Below are 18,086 nucleotides of genomic sequence, written 5' to 3'. Positions count from 1 at the left end.
TCTGAAACGATGAAGGGGCTCGGTGAAGATGCGTCTCCCCATGTGGTTGCGCAGGCGGGTGGTCTAGCCTTGGTCCTCCAGAGGCCATCACCCTCGACATCACCGCACCCCCGTGCCCTTGCAGCGCTGGCACTTCACCACCTTGTCGCCCTTCTTGAGCAGGCCCTTGCCTTCGCAGTTCTTGCATTTCTGCTTCTTCTTGATGTTCGGGCCTTTTTCACTGGTCATGATGGTCTCCTGGCGCCAGAGGGCGGTCGTAGGCGCACAATGCCGAAAACGCCAGCGGACCGGCGCCTTCCCCGATGGAACGGCGGCATCGCGCCCGCAACCTTCCGTATTCTGCCTGCACGGAGTCAATAAGGCGACGCGCCATTTGACTCGGGGCACCCGGGGTGCACGACGATCCAAAGAAGGTCAAGCTGCGGATTTTTCCGCAGAGGTCGTGCCGGCGCCCGCTGCAAGCTGGCTTGAGGGGAGACATCCCGGATTGGCAGCCCGAGTGCCAATGTTCGCCGATTTTCCAATCGTCACCGGCGAGCACCGGGGAAGCCGGGCAATCCCGTGAGCAGAATCCGGTCGTTACGCCGATAGATCGACGAGACTGCCGGTTTTTTGGCCCTGCTTTTCGAGCTGCTTTTCAATGGCATCTCTGATCTTCTCCTCGACGGCTTTTCGCTGGTCCGGAGACATTTTGGCGAGATCGTCCTCGGTGAGATTCATGCTCTTCAAGATGCCGGCCCGCATACGGTCGAAAGGAGTCATCTTGGCGTACTTCAGGAAGTCCGCCTCGACGCTGCTCTTCTTCGACGCGCTGTCCTCGTTCGCTTGCGCGATCCCGCCATCGTTCGCCGCCGGCGTCTTCGTGCCGCTGGTGGATGAAGCGGCCTTGGTGGCCTGGTAGCCGAGGATTGATGTTCCGCTTCCGACTTGCATGTTCGGTCCTCAAGACGATCCCCGATAAGCAACGTGCATGCCAAAGCGTTTCCCATGATTTCCCGGTGTTTCCGGTACGAGCTGTCCTGACTGGCGAGAAAAAATTGCCGATGCCCCCTCGCGGTGCAGGCAAAGTTTGCCCGGTTGGTTTCGCCATTCGCGGGGCTGGTGCCCGGGCCGTCGAGCTCGTGAATCAAGTGCACCATCACCGATATGCGCCGTCTCACGGCACTCGGTCCATGAGCCTTCGGGGCAAAGCCGCGCAGTGGAAGTCCGCGCCCAGGCTGGCGAAAGTCACATCCGTTGTGACGGGCCGGCGGACGGCGCGGGTGGAGCATTGCCAACGTCGACCATGCGCTGCGCAACGACGCCGTAAACCTTGCGCCAGGCCTGCTCCAGCTCATCGGTCCAATGTGGCCCAAGACCGCGCGCAAGGCTCCAGAGGAGTGCCTCGCCGACCACCGGATAATGCTCGGCCTTCGCGCCATATTTCTGGTGATTGCGGCCGAGAATGTCAGCGCCTCCCAGCAGCCCTGTCGTCGGATCGAGGCTGCCGACCAGCATGGCAAGCTTCGAGATGAAATCCTGCTTCAGAACGCTCAAGTCAGCGGGAAACATCGGCCGGATTTCCGGCGCAAGCTCGAATATGCGGTCGTAAAACGCCGTCATCGTGTCGTTGGCATTGGCGAATACCATGTCGAACGAGGTTCTGACGCGGACGATCTCTTCTGCAGTCAACATGCGTATTTCCGATGGTGCCAAGTTCGACGTTGCCAAGTTCGATCGACGGCGCAACGCGTAGGCCCGGATGCAATGGACCGCGTGCTCGTCAATCATCGGTTCGCCCGGCACCGATCATGATTATCGCACTGACATTACGACGCGCGTCCGGAAATTTCCAGACATCCGGCAATCTCGTTCGGGGGAAGGCTGGGCACGTCGCGCGCCGGGCGAGGGCTGTTGCCGACGGCGCCAAAACAACGGTGCCCATCACTGTCCGCGTAATCTTGTCACAGGACTGACCTGACCGGCGCGGTTCTTCTGTTAGGCAAGGCGGCTCATCTGTTAGGCAAAGCTGAAAACCGTGGATCGGCGACCGCGCCCGCGGCCTTGCCGCCAGCGCTCGCCGCCGAGCAATCGGATCGCCGTGCCCTGTTCTGCGCGCGGCGGGGCCGCATTCTGGTCCCGCACGGGTTCATCAAGAAGACCCGGAAGACGCCGCCCGATGATCCGGCGCTGGCGTACCGCAGAAACCGCGAATTCGAGACATGAAGGAGACCGACAAGGGCAAAAAAGCAGTTGCGAAAAAGAAGAAGGCAGTCCGTTCCGTCGCCAGGTTCACCACGCTCGATGATGTCCTCGGCGAGGAAGGCAAGCGCATAAAGACCTCGCGCAGCCAGATCGGGCGACTGCTCGACCCCAAGGACGGCAACGTCCCGCTGGCAACGCTTCGGCGTGCCGCGCGCATGGTCGGGCGGTCATTGTGGCTGGAACTGGTTTGAGCCGGCAGCGCGCCCTTCACCAGGGCACGTAACTCACTGCGGCGATGGGATACTGAGTTCAGTCCAGTGCTGTCACCGAATGTTGGCGGACATTCCGTGGCTCCCTTGCTCGCCGAACAAGTGGTGTCCGGCCAATATGCTGGTGCCTTCTCGATGGTCTCCCCGTCACGGCTTTGAAAGCACCACGCACGAGGCGAACACGTCTGGTTGTCCAGCTAAACTCTTATTCACGTTGGGAATAAGAGCGCGCCAACGCACGTCTAGGGTGGTGATCGGATCTCTTGCCTCGCGGGGGCAGCCAATCGAAAGGAACCGCTACGATGACGCCATTCAGAAATCCCTCAGTCCTGTCCAGGGCCTTGCTGGCCGGACTGCTCGTCACCACAATCTTCAGCGCGCCGCTCCAGGCGCGTGAGAACCACGCCGGCGATCGAAACACCGAACAGAGCGTGGGGGCGAGCATCCTTCACGCCGAGGGCGCTCGGCCGATCGCTGCGCCGGCCCACAACGCATTTGCGCCGGTGCCCTCGGAGCAGACGGAAGGCGTTTGCGATCACGGGGATAACCCGATGATATGCTGAGGAGCGGAGCCTGCTGGCTCGAATTAAAGTGACGGTGCACTTCATTCACGAGCACTGGAACCGCGAAAGCGCCCAAGCCCATCGAGTGCACCGTCACCGTACCCCGCGGTTTCTCAACACGTCTTGGAGGATCGCGGAGCCAGTTGGGTCACAGAACCTCTGCCATGTTCAGGGTCTGAATAATATCGTTTGAAAATTCACGATACTTGTCGCAAGCCGCCTTCAGCTTAGACCCAATCATTTAACGTTCTCTTGCTCGCCAAAGGGAACCCAAAGACGCGCGATATCTACCGGATAGATTTCTACTTGCCCACTAGATCCGTTGATATAGCGATAAATTTGCCGTTGCCCCTGCGTTGAGAGCAGATAGGCTGCGATGTACCAGGCCAATTTCGGATTCTTCAGCCTCACAATCGTGATGTGCCCGTCAACGACCGCGGGGAATTGTTCGTCGTACACTGCTACTCGGCCGATGGTGCCGTCGCCGGTGGAGTTGATAAGCAAATCTCCAGCAATCACACCGGCTTTAGCCTTTCTCTTTTCGTAGAACGCCCTGCTTATGCCTTTTGAAGCGCAGAGACACAGAACGCTAAGCTGTCATCAGACAGTAGTAGTTCTTCCGCGTCCTCGAAGACTCCTTTCCAGTTCTTTTTCGCGTCGGAAAAGAGCTTCTGAATGCGGCGCTTTGCGTCGGCTGCATTTTCAAATGCGCCAACTCGGAAGACCGCAGGCGAATTGTCGTTCTTTAGATTCTTTCTCTCGTCATAGAGTTTAGCGAAGATCAGCTTGAAAACTTCTTGAAATACGCTCTCGCCCTGATGCGCTTTGATGTAGTTTTCACACTCGCGCATCACACTGAGAAAGTCTTTTACTGGCGTCAGTTCCCCTCGGAGTATTGGCGTGTCGACATCAGCAAGCTCTTGGCTCTTTTTCGGGATGTCTCTCAGCTCTCGCCACGTGGCCTCCTCTTGGGAAGCTGTGGGCTCCATTCGCAGGAGGTAGACGTGCGGAGGGTCGCCATTGCTCCACAAGCCGATACGGCAGCCAGTCGCGTTCATGTACACGCGTAATTGATCTAATCCGTCTTTCCGATTCTGCTTCTTAACCTCTACGAAGATGCGAGCCTGGTTTTTTGTCGCATTCGTATAAACGACAACGTCCGCGGCCTTCTTGGCTTCGGCATGGCCTACCTTTACGGGTACCTCGACTGACATCTGATCGAAGGGGTATCCGTATTGCTCCTTGAGCCGATAGAGCCACCACTGGCGGACTATCTCTTCGGGTTTTCCGTTGACTTTATAGGCGCGATTGCGAACAGGGCAATAGATGTACTCGTCAGTGCCAACTTCATAAACGGTGAAATGGGCTGGAGCTTCTTTTGGACGTTCTGTCGCCTTCGACTTGGAAAATTCCATCTTCGCTCTTGCTTGTTTTTAAACCGCTCGTCATTGCAGCCGCGCCGCACCTTCGGGCGCGCTCTGGTCCTCGTGTCCCGCCCCAGACCAAGGCTGCAATATCTGATTCTTTGAGCTCGGTGCGTCCCTGCACGACCTGGTACTTTTCCAGGTGTTTAGTGCCAATCTGTGATCGAGAATATGCCGAGAAGTCCCTAAGCGCGGCGCTATACTGCAATTCGCTCTGCACTTCCAATACCCGGAACACGCTTTCCTTGCAACGCGCTGATCTGACTACCCTGTCTCGGGATGGTTGGGTAGGAAGATTTCAGCGAGGAAAGGGCTTCGACCGGGCCACGGGGATTTCCCATCTGCCAAATGGGAGATTTGTTTCGATGCTCTTTTGGGGTCGCGCGTCTGCTAAGTTTAGACGTGGCGAACGAAGCGAGATAGAGCCATGCAACCAGCTGGTGGGCCCGGCAGGACTCGAACCTGCAACCAGACCGTTATGAGCGGCCGGCTCTAACCATTGAGCTACAGGCCCCGCCGCGGGACGGCCCGCGGGAACGCGCGGCCGGCAACGGTGCGCGGTTCGTTTACAGGGATGGAGGCGGGGGTGCAATGCTGGCCCGGGCGGAGGGAAACGCCCGGCGCGGCATCGCGGGGGAGTTCCGAATACCCGAAATTTGCGATGATGCCCTTATGCTCCTGTTTTGCCCGACGGGTCAACCGATTTTTGACGGGGCGGGGCGCCTTCGTCGGTAACCCCTTGTAATCATTGGTATCGTCTACTGTGCATGGGGTTGTTTTTGCTTTTTGATCGGAGGGGGTCTTTTGATCCCCTCCGATGTCTCGCCGGTGAGCTGCAGGCGCGGGGCGGGGACGGCCTCAGTCCACCGACACCCCCGCGAACTCCACCACCTTGCGCCACTTGTCGGTCTCATCACTGACCAGCTTGCCGAACTCGGCCGGCGTCATCGGCTTGGGGATGCCGCCGGTCTCGGCGAGGCGCGCCACCAGCTTGGGGTCCTTCAGGGCCTCGTTGACGGCCTTGTTGAGGATCTCGACCACCTCGGGCGGCGTGCCCTTCGGCGCGGAGATGCCGTAGAAGCCGACCGATTCGAAGCCCGGCACGGTCTCGGCGATCGCGGGCACGTCGGGCACGATCGGCCAGCGTTGCGGCGAGGTGACGCCGAGCGCGCGGACATTGCCGCCCTTGGCCTGCTCCAGCGCGCTAGGCAGGTTGTCGAAGATCAGCTGCACCTTGTTGGAGATGATGTCGGGAAAGGCGATCGCCGAGCCGCGATAGGGCACGTGCACCATGTCGCACTTGGTCATCGCCTTGAACAGCTCGGCCGACATGTGCACCGAGGTGCCGTTGCCGGACGAGGCATACGAGATCTTGCCGGGATTGGCCTTGCAGTAGTCGATGAACTCCGCAACCGTCTTCGCCGGCACCGCGTTGGAGACGACCAGCATGTTGGTGAGCTGCATGATGCTGGCGACCGGCACGGTGTCGCGCAGGAAGTCGTAAGGCAGCTTCTTGTAGAGCGAGGTCGAGATCGCGTTGTTGGGCGCGACGAACAGCAGCGTGTAGCCGTCGGGCGGCGAACTGATCGCGGCGGCGGCGGCAATGTTGCCGCCGGAGCCGGCCTTGTTCTCGACGATGAACTGCTGGCCGAACTTGTCCGACAGCCACTGCGCCATGATCCGCGCCACGATGTCGACCGGCCCGCCGGCGGCGAAGCCGATCATCCAGTGCACGGGGCGGTCGGGGTATGCCGCGGAGGCGGGAGCGGCGGCGCCGACAAGACCTGAAAGAAAGACCAGCCCGAAAAAACCGTTACGCAAAATTCGCAACATGAAGCCTCCCATTGTTCTATTGTCGTTGGGGCGCATGCTTTCACAAAATCGGGCCGCTGCCTACATCGCCGCAAGTCGGTGTTGACGCAGCTCCGCCGGGACTCATCAATGAGATTCGCTTCACTCGTCCTTGTCGCCGCGGCGCTGCTCGCCAGCCCCGCCGCCGCCCAAACCGGAGGCAACGCCATTTCGGCCACGACACCCAGCCGTACAATCAGCCTTACGATCAGCCTTGGCACCGCGACGCCTGGCGGCGGCTTTCCGCTTTATGGCAACGCCTTCGCGCAGGCGATGAACGCGGCCGATCCGTCGCTGGCCATCGCCCCGCGCAACACCAAGGGCAGCAACGAGAACATCCCACTGCTGGAGAAGGGCGAGCTCGATCTCGCGCTGGTCGCGGGCGAGCCGGCCTATGAGGCCTTCGCCGGCATCGGCCGCGCGCCGGTGCGGCTGAAGATCCTCACCGCGATCTATTCCAACCCCGGCATGTTCGTGGTGCGGGCCGACAGTCCCTACCGGACCATCCGCGATCTGGTCGGCCAGCCCGTCGCGTTCGGCGCCAAGGGCTCCGGCCTGCCGATCCTGGCGCGCTATGTGCTGGACGGGCTCGGCCTCAAGCAGGACGAGGACTTCAAGGCCATCTATCTCGACCGCGCCGGCGACGGTCCCGCGATGGTCGAGGACGGCCGCGTCGCCGCGCTCTGGGGCGCCGGCATCGGCTGGCCCGGCTTTGCCGCGGTCGCATCCAGCGCGTCAGGCGCGCGCTTCATCGCGCCCAGCGCTGAGGAGATCACGCGCATCCGCGCCAAGCACACGTTCCTGAAACCGCTGCTCGTGCCGGCCGGCTCCTATCCAAAACAGTCCGAACCGATCGCCTCGCTCGGCTCCTGGAGTTTCGTCCTCACCCGCGAGGATCTGCCCGACGATGTCGCCTATCGCCTCGCGAAGACGCTGCACGGCGTCGAGGCGACCTTCTGCAAGCAGCTCGCCCAGGCCTGCGAGACCACGGCGTCGAACACCGTCGCCGCCGCGCCGCGACCGGAGCTGATCCATCCGGGCGTGATGAAGTATTTTCGCGAGATTGGGGTGGTGAAGTAGGACGCGACTGCATCGACATCGTCATGCCCGGGCCTGTCCCGGGCATCCACGTTCTCAGCGCCGCACCAGAGATCGTGGATGGCCGTGACAAGCCCGGCCATGACGACGACCTCTCACTATGCGGTCACTTCTTCACCATCGCGCAGGCCGGGTCCGGCGGCCCAAACGCCTTGTCGCCGGAGATGGTCGTGAGGATCTTGTAATAGTCCCACGGATATTTGCTCTCCTCCGGCGTCTTCACCTGCACCAGCCAGAGGTCGTGCACCATCAGATTGTCCTCGCGAAGCTTGCCGTTGCGGGCGAAGAAATCCTCGACCGGCTTCTCGCGCATCTTGGCGGCCACCTTGAGCGGATCGTCGGTACCGGCCTCCTTGATGGCGTTGAGATAGTGCATCACGCTGGAGTAGACGCCGGCCTGCCACATCGACGGCATCTTGTTCAACTTGGCGAAATAGCGCTTTGACCATGCGCGGGTCTTGTCGTCCATGTCCCAGTAGAACGAGGTCGTCAGCAACAGGCCCTGGGCTGCCTGCAGGCCGAGGCCGTGGATGTCGGTGATCAGCGCCAGCAGCGCCGCCATCTGCTGGCCGCCCTTGAACACGCCGAACTCCGAGCCGGTCTTGATCTCGTTCATGTTGTTGGGCGGGCCCGCCGCAATGCCGATGATCTTGGCCTTGGAGGCCTGCGCCTGCAGCACGAAGGAGGACAGATCCGGCGTCGCCAGCGGCGGCTTCACCGAGCCCAGCACCTTGCCGCCATTGGCGGTGATGACGCTGGAGGCGTCGCGTTCGAGGGAGTGGCCGAAGGCGTAATCGTCGGTGATGAAGAACCAGCTGTCGCCGCCGCGCTTGACGACCGCGTCCGCGGTGCCGACCGCGAGCGCGCGGGTGTCGAACACCCACTGCATGGCGTAAGGCGAGCAGAACTTGCCGTGGAAATCCGCGGTCCCGGTGGAGTGGGTGATGAACAGCCGCTTCTTCTCGTTGGCGATGTTCTGCACCGCGAGCCCGACCGCCGAGACCGGCACGTCGACGATCAGATCGACCTGCTCGACGTCGTACCAGCGCCGCGCCAGCGAGGCGCCGATGTCGGCCTTGAGCTGGTGGTCGCCGACCACGATGCTGATCGGCTTGCCGAGCACGGTGCCGCCGAAATCGTCGATCGCCATCTGCGCCGCCGTCACCGAACCCTGGCCGGTCGGCGCGGAGGCGGGACCGTTCATGTCGGTGAGCACGCCGATCTTGACGATTTCGTCGGAAACCTGCGCCATCGCGGTATCAGGCAGCAGCGATGCCGCCAGGAATGTTGCGGCAAAGCCGGCCGCGACCGGCAGTCCAAATCTCGTTGGATTCACGCTTGTCCTCCCCTGATCCGGCTCGTTGGCCGAAGTTGCTTGTCCCCGGGTATGGCCCGGCTGAATTGGTTTCTTTTGCAACTATTGAGGGGTGGGCGTCAATGTCAGGCCGCGAAGCGGATCTGTCCGGCCGGCGAGGGATCGTAGCCGGTCAGCTCCTCGGCGCGCTGCCGCAGCCGTCTTTCGCTGAGGAACCGGATCAGGGCCTGCATGGCGGGGCGGAAATAGCTGCGCTGCCGCATCGCGAGGTCCAGATTCTCCCAGACCAGCGGCACGAAATCGAGCCCGGCCGAGCGCGCCGCCGCGCGTGTTGCCACGCCGCAATCGGCCTGTCCGGCCCGGACCATTTCGGCGAGATCCGGTCCGGTGAGGGCCGGCGGCTCGATCCGGCGCAGATCGCGCGTCGAGGCGCCGGCGCGCTTCAGCAGCACGTCGAGCAGCATCTGCGCGCCCGTGCCCTGTTGCCGCATCGCCATCCGCGCGCCGATCGCGAGCACGTCGGCGATGCCGCGCAGCCGTTTGGGATTGCCCGGCGGCAGCACGAGGCCCTGCTCGCGGCGCACGAACGCAACCAGCACGGCGTCATGCAGGTCCGGCGCGTCACGCAGCGCCGTCGCGCTGGCGTTGGAGGCAAGATTGCCGTCGGGGTCGAGGCTGTGGAAGTGCACCGCGGCCGCCATCACCTCGTTGCGCTGCAGCCGCTCGAGCCCGCGCGCGCTGCCTTCGCTCATCGATCCCAGGCCCGAGCCGGATTCGCGCAGGCTCCAATCCAGCAGTTCGTCCTGGCTGCCGCCGACGACCGGCGGCGGCTCCGCCGTCAGCATGCCGGCCGGACGCGCGAGTCCTGACAGCACCCAGAGATCGAGTTCGTGCCTTGGAAACAGCCACTTTCCGGTCACCTTCGTGCACGGAATCGCACCGGTGGTCACGAGCTCGTAGAGCTTGCGTTCGCCCAGTCGGAGATAGTCAGCCGCTTCACTCGTCGTCAGGAATTCCATCCTGCATTCCTATGCAAATTCTTGCTTCTTTTTGGACGTTCGTCGCAGGTGGAATTCTGCATTTCAATTTCAGTCCGCGTGGACCATGCCCGATCATCTCGCTGCTTTGCAACACATGCTGATCAGCGATTTCGCATTGGGTTTACAATCTGCAGCGCTCCAATGGTGCGAGCCTTGCGATCGCTCGATATGAGCGCCGGTGCGTTGCCGAACTTTCCCGAGCGCGCACCTCCACGCGATGCGCGGGCCGCCCCGCGAACCTGCCGTTGGTGGTGGTTATGTTTCCACTCTATCTCTTGTTGTCGCGTCGCGCTGCCGGCAGGCAATCCGTCATGAGTGCGGCGTAATCGATCAGCATGATCGCGCCGGATTCAAGGGAACCCGCTCATGGCCGTACGCCGCCTGCTCGTTGCATTGGCGCTTCTCACTGGCCTCGCGGCCGGCATTGCTGTGTCGTCCGCGCAGGACCGCGCGATTGTCCTGGCATCGACCACGTCGACGCAGGAGTCCGGTCTGCTCGATTATCTCCTGCCGATATTTCGCAACAAGACCGGCATCGACGTGAAGGTGATCGCGCGGCGCGCCGACGAGGTGCTTGACGGGGCGCGCAAGGGCGAAGCCGATGTCGTGCTGATGCACGCGCGGCCACAGGAGGAGAAATTCGTCACCGAGGGTTTCGGCGTGAAGCGTCTCGACGTGATGTACAACGACTATGTGCTGATCGGACCGAAGAGCGATCCTGCCGGCGTAAAGGGCAAGGACATCGCGACCGCGCTGAAGGCGATCGAGGCCAAGGGCGCGCCGTTCGTGACGCGCGGCGATCGCTCGGGCACCCATGCCGCGGAGCTCGCGCTCTGGATCGTCGCCGGCATTGACATCGCCGCCGCCAAGGGCGCCTGGTATCGCGACGCCAAGGAGGGCATGGCCGCGGCGCTCGAGGCGGCACGCAAGGCGAATGCCTACGTGCTGTCCGACCGCGGCAGCTGGATCGGCTTCAGGGAGCGCGGCGATCTCGACATCGTCGTCGAAGGCGACAAGCGGCTGCTCAACCAATACGGCGTGATGCTAGTGAACCCGGGAAAATTCGCGAACGTGAAGAAGGAGCTGGGACAGACTTTCGTCGACTGGCTCACCTCGCCGGAGGGGCAGATGGCGATCGCCGGATACAAGGTCGACGGACAGCAATTGTTCTTCCCCAATGCGGGCAAGTCGGGCGGTTGATCTCGGCATCACCTGCGGTTGCCAAACCGGGCGATGCGTGGTCCATCATGGCGCATGACCCAACGCCTGCCGTCCTCGCTCACGCCGCTCGACGCCGCGCTCGCCGCGTTGCTGCGAGACGTTGAACCGGTCGCACCGGAGGAGCTCTCGCTGGCCGAGGCCGCCGGCTGCATTGCTGCAGGCGCGCCGCTGATGGCGGCCTGTCCGCCTCATGACATTGCCGCCGCCGACGGCTGGGCATTGCGCGCCACCGATCTCGTCGGAACCTCCGCCTATTCGCCGCTGGCGCTGGCGGAGGCCCCGGAATGGGTCGAGGCTGGCGACGCCATGCCGGTCGGATGTGATTGTGTCCTTGATGCCGACGCAGTGGATGCGTCGGGGGCGCTGATGCAGGTGCTGGCGGAGGGTGTGCTTGGGCAGGGCGTCAGGCGCGCCGGCAGTGATATCGGCGAAGGGACGTTCGCCGCGGCAGAGGGGCATCCGATCAGTCCGGCCGCTCTGTTGCTCGCACGTGTGGCCGGTGTCGAAAAGCTCAGCGTGCGGCGTCCCCGGCTGCGCATCGTCAACGTGCCGGGGGCGACGGCGGCCATGCATCTGATCGCGGAGACCGCGCGCGCCGCAGGGCTGGACGTGCAGATGCGCGAAGCCGCCGCGCGCGACGTGGCATCGATCGCAGAGGCGCTCGGCGATTCCGCCTGCGATCTCGTCGTGACGATCGGCGGCAGCGGCGTCGGCCGCCGGGACTATGCTGTCACCGCGCTGGCTCAGCACGGCGCTGTGCTCGCCCACGGCCTTGCAATCCTGCCAGGACGCACCGCCGCTGTGGGGCGGGTCGGAGGAGTTCCCGTCGTCGCGTTGCCCGGCTCGCCGGATCATGCGCTCGCGGCCTGGTTTGTGCTCGTGCTTCCGCTCGTCGATCGCCTGTCGGCACGGCACCCGCGCCGGCAAATGACCCTGCCGCTCGCACGAAAAATCGCATCCAGTGTCGGCATCGCCGAAATCGCTCTGCTGGTCAGGGAACATCAGGCATGGCTGCCGCTTGCCGTCGGCGAATGGTCGCTCCAGGCGATCGCCCGTGCGGATGCATGGCTGCTCATTCCCGCCAGCCACGAAGGGTTTGCGGCGGGCGCGCCGGTCGATGCTTATCTCATGCCGGAATGATATGGGTTCCGGCATGACGATGATTCCGCAAACGCCAGACAGCGGCAGGCTCGAGCAGGAGCAGTTCCTCAAGATCCTCTCGCGCGAGGATGCGCTGGCGCGTTTTGAAACTGCGTTGTTCCCGCGCGCGATCCCCCGCGAAGCGCGCAAGCTGGCTGATGCACTCGGCGCAGCGCTCGCCGAAGACATCACAGCGCCGGTGGACGTCCCCCCGTTCGACCGTTCCAATGTCGATGGTTTTGCCGTCCGCTCGGCCGATCTTGCCGCGGCCGGCGAAGGCACGCCGGTGCGTCTCGCAGTGAACGGTGAGACCATCCACTGCGGCATCGCCCCCACGCTGCAGGTCGTGGCAGGAACCGCAACGCCGATCGCCACCGGCGGCCCTTTGCCGCGCGGCGCCGATGCCGTGGTCATGGTCGAGCACACCCAGCCGGCCGGCCCGGATGCGATCGACGTCCGTCGTGCCGCGTCTCCCGGGCAGTTCGTCTCCTATGCAGGCTCCGACATCGCGCGCGGCGAGGCGCTGCTGCGCGCCGGCACGATCATCGGCTCGCGCGAGATCGGCATGCTGGCGGCCTGCGGTATTGCCGAGGTGATTGTCGCGCGCAAGCCGCGGGTTGCGGTGATCTCCACCGGCGACGAATTGGTTCAGCCGGGTCAGCCGCTTGCGCCCGCCGCGATCTACGACACCAACGGTGCGATCGTCGCCGCGGCCATCGATGAGAACGGCGGCGAGGCGATCTTCCTCGGCGCCATTCCCGACGATGAAGCAAAGCTCGAAGCCGCCATGCGGCGTGCATTGTCGGACGCGGACATGCTGGTGCTGTCGGGCGGCACGTCGAAAGGCGCCGGCGACCTGTCCCATCGTATCATCGGCCGGCTAGGCCAGCCCGGCATCATCGCGCATGGCGTTGCGCTCAAGCCCGGCAAGCCGCTGTGCCTTGCTGTGTGCGACGGCAAGCCGGTGGTGATCCTGCCGGGCTTTCCGACCTCGGCGATGTTCACCTTCCACGACATGATCGTGCCGGTGCTGCGCAGGATGGCCGGACTGCCGGTCCGCTCCGATGCCAGGGTGAACGCGACAGTGCCTGTGCGCATTTCTTCCGAACTCGGCCGCACCGAGTTTGTCATGGTCTCGCTGGTGGAAGGTAGGGACGGCCTGATCGCCTATCCCTCCGGCAAGGGCTCTGGCGCGATCACGTCCTTCGCGCAAGCCGACGGCTTTCTGCGCATCGATGCGATGGCCGACCAGATGCCGGCCGGGACCCATGCCGAGGTGACGCTGTTCACGCCGCATGTGCGGGTGCCCGATCTCGTCATCGTCGGCAGCCATTGCACCGGCCTTGATCTCGTCACCGCGCAGCTCGCCCATGCGGGCCTATCCGTGCGCTCGATCGCGGTCGGCAGCCTCGGGGGACTTGCGGCGGCCAAGCGCGGCGAATGCGACCTCGCGCCGATCCATCTGTTCGACGACAAGAGCGAGACCTACAACACGCCCTACCTCGTCGACGGTATCGAGCTCGTCCCGGGCTGGCGGCGGATGCAGGGCATCGTCTTCCGCAAAGGCGACATGCGTTTCGAGGGTCTTGGCGCGAAGGAAGCGGTCGCCGCCGCGCTCGCGGATCCCGCCTGCATCATGGTCAACCGCAACCAGGGCGCCGGCACGCGCATCCTTATCGACCGGCTGCTCGGCGGTGCGCGCCCGGAGGGCTACTGGAACCAGCCGCGTTCGCACAACGCGGTGGCCGCGGCCGTCGCGCAGCATCGCGCCGACTGGGGCATGACCATTGCGCCGGTCGCCGATGCGGTCGGCCTCGGTTTCATTCCGTTCGCGGAAGAGCATTATGATTTTGCGTTTGTGACGGCACGCAAGCAGCGGCCGGCGGTGCAGGCTTTCCTCGATGCGCTGCTTTCGGAGGAGGCCCGTACGGCACTGGAGCGTGCCGGATTTCGTCCGGCCTGGCCGCTCGTGGACTGAGCGGCTGCCTCGCGGCTGCGCTCACGTGCTTCGGCCCGCCGCACGGCGGTGCGGTTGTCCCGTTCCCTATGGTCGCCGTTGACCCTGACCCAGTTCAAACCAGCGTTCCAGTCAATGAACTGACGCAGCTGCCGTTGCGACAAAGGGGCATGAGAAGCCCCACGCCCACTTTGAACTCCATGAATTTTCGCAAAATCGCCGCCTTCGTGGCGGCTACCGGCACGTTGTTCTGGCTCTACACTTTCTATTTCATCGCTCATGTCCCACAGGGCGACGGCAGCGGGTTTCAATGGCTCGCGGTTTTCCCGCTCGGAATGATCTTTGCGTTCTTTTTCCTGCCGGCGTGGCTACTCGTCGCGATCGGGCGGCTGCCGCGATTTACGATGGTGTTCGGCCTCTGCGGCCTCATCGCCTTCGCGATTATTTGGGCGCAGCTCTTGGGCGAATTTCCAAGAGCGCAGCTTCATTGAGAAACCTCATCCAGCGCCGCGAGCCGTTCGGCCTCGGTGATATCCTCGACCGTGTTGGCATTGAAGAACGGATCGAGCGGCTGGGTCGACCACGTCACCGTGGCGAGCGGGTAGCGTGCGGTCCAGCGGTCGATCCTGCGGATGTCCTCGACCACCAGCGCGTGGCGCAGCTCAGTGCGCAAGGCGACGTGCCACAACCCGATCACCGGATGCGCCTGGTCGCCGGATGCGGCGACCGCAAGCTGCGCATTCTCTCGCTCTCGCGCTTTATGCAGGCGCGCAACGAGATCACGCGGCAGGAAAGGGCAGTCGCCGGCGGCACTGAGCACCCATTCGATCTCTGGCCGGTTTGCCGCGGTCCAGTCGAGCGCGGCGAGGATGCCGGCAAGCGGGCCGGGAAAGCCGGGCACGTCGTCGGCGATGACCTGCAAACCGAACGCGGCGAAACGCGCGGGATCGCCATTGGCGTTGAGGATCATTCCGCTGCACTGGGGCGAAAGGCGCGCGATCACGCGCTCAAGGATGGTCCGGCCGCCAATGGTGCGCATTGGCTTGTCGCCGCCGCCCATGCGACGCGCCAGGCCGCCGGCGAGGAGCACGCCAAGAGTCGATGGAATGCTCGTTGCCGGAATGCTAGTCGTCACCACCTTCACCCTTGCGCTTGTGTTTGGCTGACTCCTCCTCGACATAAGCGAGGTTCTGGTCGTAGATGATACGTTCTTCGCCCGCGAGCGCGATGAAGCGCTTGCCGCGCGCGCGGCCGACCAGTGTCAACCCGACTTGCCGCGCCAGATCGACACCCCAGGCGGTGAAGCCGGAGCGCGACAACAGAATCGGAATGCCCATGCGCACCGTCTTGATCACCATCTCGGAGGTGAGGCGCCCCGTGGTGTAGAGGATCTTGTCCGATGGATCGACGCCGTGGCGGTACATCCAGCCCGCGATCTTGTCGACGGCGTTGTGGCGCCCGACATCCTCGGTGTAGCAGAGCGGCTCGCCCTTCTTGCACAGTACGCAGCCATGGATCGCGCCGGCCTCCAGATAGAGCGACGGCATGGTGTTGATGGTCTGTGTCATCTGGTAGAGCCAGGAGGTGCGCAGCTCGGCCTTCGGCAACGCGACGCTCTCGACTGCTTCGAGCAGGTCGCCGAACGCGGTGCCCTGCGCGCAGCCCGAGGTCTGGGTGCGCTTCTTCAGCTTGGCTTCGAAATTGGTGTGGTGCTGGGTGCGCACCACGACCACCTGGAGATCGTCGTCGTATTCGACCTCGGTGACCGCATCGTTATATTTCAGCATGTTCTGGTTCAGCAGATAGCCGAGCGCCAGATATTCGGGATAGTCGCCAATCGTCATCATGGTGACGATCTCCTGGGCGTTCAGGTAAAGCGTCAGCGGGCGCTCCATCGGCACCTTGATCGCGACCCTGGCACCGGACTGGTCGGTCCCGGTCACGCTCTGAGTCAAGCGCGGGTCGTCAGGATTCGGGAGGATCAGGGGCACCGGGGCTTTGTCGATCTTCATCATGGCCGCGACGTTAGCATGACATTCGGGTCAAGCCGATATAAGCATGGCGGGGAATAGGTGAAATGCCTCGTTTCGTCATTGCGAGCGCAGCGAAGCAATCCAGAATTATATCCGCGCTGGCAGTCTGGATTGCTTCGCTGCGCTCGCAATGACGGGGAGGGGATAGCGGTTCCATCGGCCGGCGAGCCGTTGGTGGAGAGTGAACGGTCATGAAAGTCATCGGCCTTGCGGGCTGGAGCGGTGCGGGCAAGACCACCCTGTTGACGCGGCTGATCCCGTATTTCAAGGCGCAAGGCTTGCGCGTCTCCGTCATCAAGCATGCGCATCACCAGTTCGACGTCGACGTGCCCGGCAAGGATTCCTGGCGCCATCGCGAGGCCGGAGCAGCCGAGGTGCTGGTCGCTTCGTCAAACCGATGGGCGCTGATGCACGAATTGCGCGGAGCGGCGGAGCCGCAGCTGCCGGAACTCCTGAGCAAGCTGTCCGCCGTCGATCTCGTCGTGGTCGAAGGTTTCAAGCGCGAGCCGCATCGCAAGATCGAGGTGCATCGCGTCGGCAACGACAAGCCGCTGCTGTTTCCCGACGATCCCGGAATTGTCGGAATCGCGACCGACACCGCCATTGAAACGCGGCTGCCGACGGTCCATCTCGATGACATCGAGGCCGCTGCGGCCTTGCTGCTGCGCGCGGCCATGCCGGTCGAGGAAGCGGTCGCGAAAAGCGACGCACTGCGCTGACGAGGCACCATGGCGCAACTGTCGGACGATTGCTTTGCCTTCGGCGGACCGATGATGTCGGTCGACGAGGCCGTTGGCCTGATCACGGCGCGTGTCAATGCGATCGCCGATATCGAGACCGTGGCGCTTGTCGATGCCGACGGGCGCGTGCTGGCGCGCGATATCGCGGCGCCGCTGCCGCTGCCGCCCTTCACCAACTCCGCTGTCGACGGCTATGCCGTGCGCGACGCGGACCTTCCGCAACAGGAGGAGCGCGCACTCCCGCTCGACGGTCGCATCCAGGCCGGCGGCTCTGCGCAAGCGCCGATCAAGCCCGGTCACACCGCGCGCATCTTCACGGGCGCGCCGATGCCCCCGGAAGCCGGAACCGTCTTCATGCAGGAGGATGTCCGCATCGACGACGCCGGCAACATCGTGCTGCCGGCGGGGCTGAAGCGGGGTGCCAATGTCCGTCCTGCCGGCGAGGACATTCCGGAAGGACGCGTGGCGCTGCGCGCCGGCCAGCGCTTGCTGCCGCAGCATGTTGCGCTCACGGCGGCATTCGGCCTGACCAGGCTCGACGTCATCAGGCGCATCCGCGTTGCGGTGTTCTCGACCGGCGACGAACTGGCGTCGCCCGGCGAGCCGCGCGCGCCGTCCCAGCTCTACGATTCCAACCGCTTCATGCTGATGGCGATGCTGCGCCGGCTCGGCTGCGAGGTGAGCGATCTCGGCATTTTGCGCGACGAGCGGGCCTCGCTTGCGGACGGCTTGAAGCAGGTTGCCGGCAGTCATGACCTGATCCTCACCACCGGCGGCGTCTCGACCGGCGAGGAGGACCACGTCAAGGCGGCGGTGGAGAGCATCGGATCGCTGGTGCTGTGGCGGATGGCGATCAAGCCCGGCCGCCCCGTGGCGATGGGCATCATCGACGGCACGCCGCTGATCGGCCTGCCCGGCAATCCCGTCGCGAGCTTTGTCACCTTCGTCCACGTGGTGCGACCGACCGTGCTGGCGCTTGCGGGTGGTCTGCCCGAGCCGCTGTTGCCGATTCCGATCCGCGCGGCCTTCGCCTACGGCAAGAAGATCGGCCGCCGCGAATATGTCCGCGCCACCTTGCGACGTGGAGAGGACGGCGCCCTGGAAGCGGTCAAGTTCCCGCGCGAGGGGGCCGGGCTGTTGTCATCGCTGGTCGAGACTGATGGCCTTGTCGAGCTCGGCGAAGACATCAAGCGCGTCGAGCCCGGAGAGAGCGTAGGTTTCTTGTCCTATGCGGACCTGCTCTGAAGTTCG

The 18,086-nt window shown here is 63.8% G+C and carries 19 protein-coding genes and 1 tRNA gene; 9 read left to right on the top strand and 11 right to left on the bottom strand.

The features are described from left to right. Positions 1–99 precede the first annotated feature (99 nt). From FNV92_RS28620 to FNV92_RS28610, 3 genes are all read right to left on the bottom strand, one after another. On the bottom strand, positions 100–228 hold the full coding sequence (locus tag FNV92_RS28620) for a hypothetical protein (protein WP_007600646.1): 129 nt from the start codon (positions 226–228) through the stop codon (positions 100–102). 351 nt (positions 229–579) lie between these two features. Continuing rightward, a complete protein-coding gene (locus FNV92_RS28615; RefSeq protein WP_143843599.1) occupies positions 580–933 on the bottom strand; it encodes a hypothetical protein in 354 nt (117 codons plus the stop codon). Positions 934–1,227: 294 nt separating this feature from the next. Then, entirely contained in the window at positions 1,228–1,770 is a 543-nt protein-coding gene (locus tag FNV92_RS28610) for a globin domain-containing protein (RefSeq protein WP_244623613.1), read from the bottom strand. A 273-nt stretch (positions 1,771–2,043) separates the two neighbouring features. Here FNV92_RS28610 and FNV92_RS34660 point away from each other — a divergent pair, with 273 nt between their 5' ends. Together FNV92_RS34660 and FNV92_RS28605 are read left to right on the top strand one after the other, a co-directional pair. Next, positions 2,044–2,205: a type II toxin-antitoxin system RelE/ParE family toxin gene (locus tag FNV92_RS34660; protein WP_416377737.1), complete on the top strand. Its 162-nt coding sequence runs from the start codon at positions 2,044–2,046 to the stop codon at positions 2,203–2,205. Further along, the gene (locus FNV92_RS28605) at positions 2,202–2,435 is read left to right on the top strand and encodes a hypothetical protein (protein WP_143843600.1); all 234 of its coding nucleotides are present in this window, start codon (positions 2,202–2,204) and stop codon (positions 2,433–2,435) included. The genes FNV92_RS34660 and FNV92_RS28605 overlap by 4 nt, the downstream gene beginning before the upstream one ends. An 818-nt stretch (positions 2,436–3,253) precedes the next feature. Here the strand turns inward: FNV92_RS28605 and FNV92_RS28600 are convergent. From FNV92_RS28600 to FNV92_RS28585, 4 genes are all read right to left on the bottom strand, one after another. Beyond that, a complete protein-coding gene (locus tag FNV92_RS28600; RefSeq protein WP_143843601.1) occupies positions 3,254–3,535 on the bottom strand; it encodes a restriction endonuclease subunit S domain-containing protein in 282 nt (93 codons plus the stop codon). A 38-nt stretch (positions 3,536–3,573) separates the two neighbouring features. Next, positions 3,574–4,431: a type I restriction enzyme HsdR N-terminal domain-containing protein gene (locus tag FNV92_RS28595; RefSeq protein ID WP_143843602.1), complete on the bottom strand. Its 858-nt coding sequence runs from the start codon at positions 4,429–4,431 to the stop codon at positions 3,574–3,576. 447 nt (positions 4,432–4,878) lie between these two features. Then, positions 4,879–4,954 (bottom strand) — tRNA-Ile (locus FNV92_RS28590). A gap of 344 nt (positions 4,955–5,298) precedes the next feature. Further along, positions 5,299–6,273 (bottom strand): Bug family tripartite tricarboxylate transporter substrate binding protein, encoded by a 975-nt coding sequence (locus FNV92_RS28585; protein ID WP_168213522.1) that lies wholly within the window; start codon positions 6,271–6,273, stop codon positions 5,299–5,301. A 108-nt stretch (positions 6,274–6,381) separates the two neighbouring features. Between FNV92_RS28585 and FNV92_RS28580 the strand changes: the two genes are divergently transcribed. Continuing rightward, positions 6,382–7,371, top strand: a complete 990-nt coding sequence (locus tag FNV92_RS28580) for a TAXI family TRAP transporter solute-binding subunit (RefSeq protein WP_143843604.1) — start codon at positions 6,382–6,384, stop codon at positions 7,369–7,371. 124 nt (positions 7,372–7,495) lie between these two features. Here FNV92_RS28580 and FNV92_RS28575 read toward each other — a convergent pair whose 3' ends face one another. Continuing rightward, a complete protein-coding gene (locus FNV92_RS28575; RefSeq protein WP_143843606.1) occupies positions 7,496–8,725 on the bottom strand; it encodes an ABC transporter substrate-binding protein in 1,230 nt (409 codons plus the stop codon). Between the two features lie 104 nt (positions 8,726–8,829). After that, entirely contained in the window at positions 8,830–9,723 is an 894-nt protein-coding gene (locus FNV92_RS28570) for a helix-turn-helix transcriptional regulator (protein WP_143843607.1), read from the bottom strand. 387 nt (positions 9,724–10,110) lie between these two features. Between FNV92_RS28570 and FNV92_RS28565 the strand changes: the two genes are divergently transcribed. From FNV92_RS28565 to FNV92_RS28550, 4 genes are all read left to right on the top strand, one after another. Further along, positions 10,111–10,944 (top strand): ABC transporter substrate-binding protein, encoded by an 834-nt coding sequence (locus FNV92_RS28565; protein WP_143843608.1) that lies wholly within the window; start codon positions 10,111–10,113, stop codon positions 10,942–10,944. A 54-nt stretch (positions 10,945–10,998) separates the two neighbouring features. Continuing rightward, positions 10,999–12,105 (top strand): molybdopterin-binding protein, encoded by a 1,107-nt coding sequence (locus tag FNV92_RS28560; RefSeq protein WP_143843609.1) that lies wholly within the window; start codon positions 10,999–11,001, stop codon positions 12,103–12,105. 13 nt (positions 12,106–12,118) lie between these two features. Further along, positions 12,119–14,083 carry a molybdopterin biosynthesis protein gene (locus FNV92_RS28555; RefSeq protein ID WP_168213523.1) on the top strand — a complete coding sequence of 655 codons (1,965 nt, stop codon included), beginning with the start codon at positions 12,119–12,121 and terminating at the stop codon, positions 14,081–14,083. 149 nt (positions 14,084–14,232) lie between these two features. Further along, positions 14,233–14,553, top strand: a complete 321-nt coding sequence (locus tag FNV92_RS28550) for a hypothetical protein (protein WP_041748522.1) — start codon at positions 14,233–14,235, stop codon at positions 14,551–14,553. Here the strand turns inward: FNV92_RS28550 and mobA are convergent. Beyond that, complete coding sequence (gene mobA, locus FNV92_RS28545; RefSeq protein ID WP_244623614.1) at positions 14,547–15,242, bottom strand: molybdenum cofactor guanylyltransferase MobA; 696 nt, start codon at positions 15,240–15,242, stop codon at positions 14,547–14,549. The two genes, FNV92_RS28550 and mobA, sit on opposite strands and share 7 nt — an antisense overlap. Then, on the bottom strand, positions 15,187–16,077 hold the full coding sequence (gene fdhD, locus FNV92_RS28540; protein WP_143843611.1) for a formate dehydrogenase accessory sulfurtransferase FdhD: 891 nt from the start codon (positions 16,075–16,077) through the stop codon (positions 15,187–15,189). Before fdhD ends, mobA begins: the two co-directional genes overlap by 56 nt. A gap of 209 nt (positions 16,078–16,286) precedes the next feature. Between fdhD and mobB the strand changes: the two genes are divergently transcribed. Beyond that, on the top strand, positions 16,287–16,814 hold the full coding sequence (gene mobB, locus FNV92_RS28535) for a molybdopterin-guanine dinucleotide biosynthesis protein B (RefSeq protein ID WP_143843612.1): 528 nt from the start codon (positions 16,287–16,289) through the stop codon (positions 16,812–16,814). 9 nt (positions 16,815–16,823) lie between these two features. After that, the gene (locus FNV92_RS28530; protein WP_143843613.1) at positions 16,824–18,080 is read left to right on the top strand and encodes a molybdopterin molybdotransferase MoeA; all 1,257 of its coding nucleotides are present in this window, start codon (positions 16,824–16,826) and stop codon (positions 18,078–18,080) included. The last annotated feature ends 6 nt before the right edge of the window (positions 18,081–18,086 follow it).

Source organism: Bradyrhizobium cosmicum (genome assembly GCF_007290395.2).
Lineage (GTDB): Bacteria > Pseudomonadota > Alphaproteobacteria > Rhizobiales > Xanthobacteraceae > Bradyrhizobium > Bradyrhizobium cosmicum.
The sequence above is the reverse complement of the archived record's forward strand: the minus strand, read 5'-3'. Positions and strand labels throughout refer to the sequence as shown.

Excerpts from the sequence above, each read along its gene's own strand:
- FNV92_RS28605 (WP_143843600.1), top strand. The coding sequence starts at position 2,202 with ATGAAGGAGACCGACAAGGGCAAAAAAGCAGTTGCGAAAAAGAAGAAG.
- FNV92_RS28580 (WP_143843604.1), top strand. The coding sequence starts at position 6,382 with ATGAGATTCGCTTCACTCGTCCTTGTCGCCGCGGCGCTGCTCGCCAGC.
- mobB (WP_143843612.1), top strand. The coding sequence starts at position 16,287 with ATGAAAGTCATCGGCCTTGCGGGCTGGAGCGGTGCGGGCAAGACCACC.
- FNV92_RS28565 (WP_143843608.1), top strand. The coding sequence starts at position 10,111 with ATGGCCGTACGCCGCCTGCTCGTTGCATTGGCGCTTCTCACTGGCCTC.
- FNV92_RS28530 (WP_143843613.1), top strand. The coding sequence starts at position 16,824 with ATGGCGCAACTGTCGGACGATTGCTTTGCCTTCGGCGGACCGATGATG.
- FNV92_RS28620 (WP_007600646.1), bottom strand. The coding sequence starts at position 228 with ATGACCAGTGAAAAAGGCCCGAACATCAAGAAGAAGCAGAAATGCAAG.
- mobA (WP_244623614.1), bottom strand. The coding sequence starts at position 15,242 with ATGTCGAGGAGGAGTCAGCCAAACACAAGCGCAAGGGTGAAGGTGGTG.
- FNV92_RS28610 (WP_244623613.1), bottom strand. The coding sequence starts at position 1,770 with ATGATTGACGAGCACGCGGTCCATTGCATCCGGGCCTACGCGTTGCGC.
- FNV92_RS28550 (WP_041748522.1), top strand. The coding sequence starts at position 14,233 with ATGAGAAGCCCCACGCCCACTTTGAACTCCATGAATTTTCGCAAAATC.
- FNV92_RS28595 (WP_143843602.1), bottom strand. The coding sequence starts at position 4,431 with ATGGAATTTTCCAAGTCGAAGGCGACAGAACGTCCAAAAGAAGCTCCA.
- FNV92_RS28585 (WP_168213522.1), bottom strand. The coding sequence starts at position 6,273 with ATGTTGCGAATTTTGCGTAACGGTTTTTTCGGGCTGGTCTTTCTTTCA.
- FNV92_RS28555 (WP_168213523.1), top strand. The coding sequence starts at position 12,119 with ATGACGATGATTCCGCAAACGCCAGACAGCGGCAGGCTCGAGCAGGAG.
- FNV92_RS28570 (WP_143843607.1), bottom strand. The coding sequence starts at position 9,723 with ATGGAATTCCTGACGACGAGTGAAGCGGCTGACTATCTCCGACTGGGC.
- FNV92_RS28615 (WP_143843599.1), bottom strand. The coding sequence starts at position 933 with ATGCAAGTCGGAAGCGGAACATCAATCCTCGGCTACCAGGCCACCAAG.
- FNV92_RS28560 (WP_143843609.1), top strand. The coding sequence starts at position 10,999 with ATGACCCAACGCCTGCCGTCCTCGCTCACGCCGCTCGACGCCGCGCTC.
- fdhD (WP_143843611.1), bottom strand. The coding sequence starts at position 16,077 with ATGATGAAGATCGACAAAGCCCCGGTGCCCCTGATCCTCCCGAATCCT.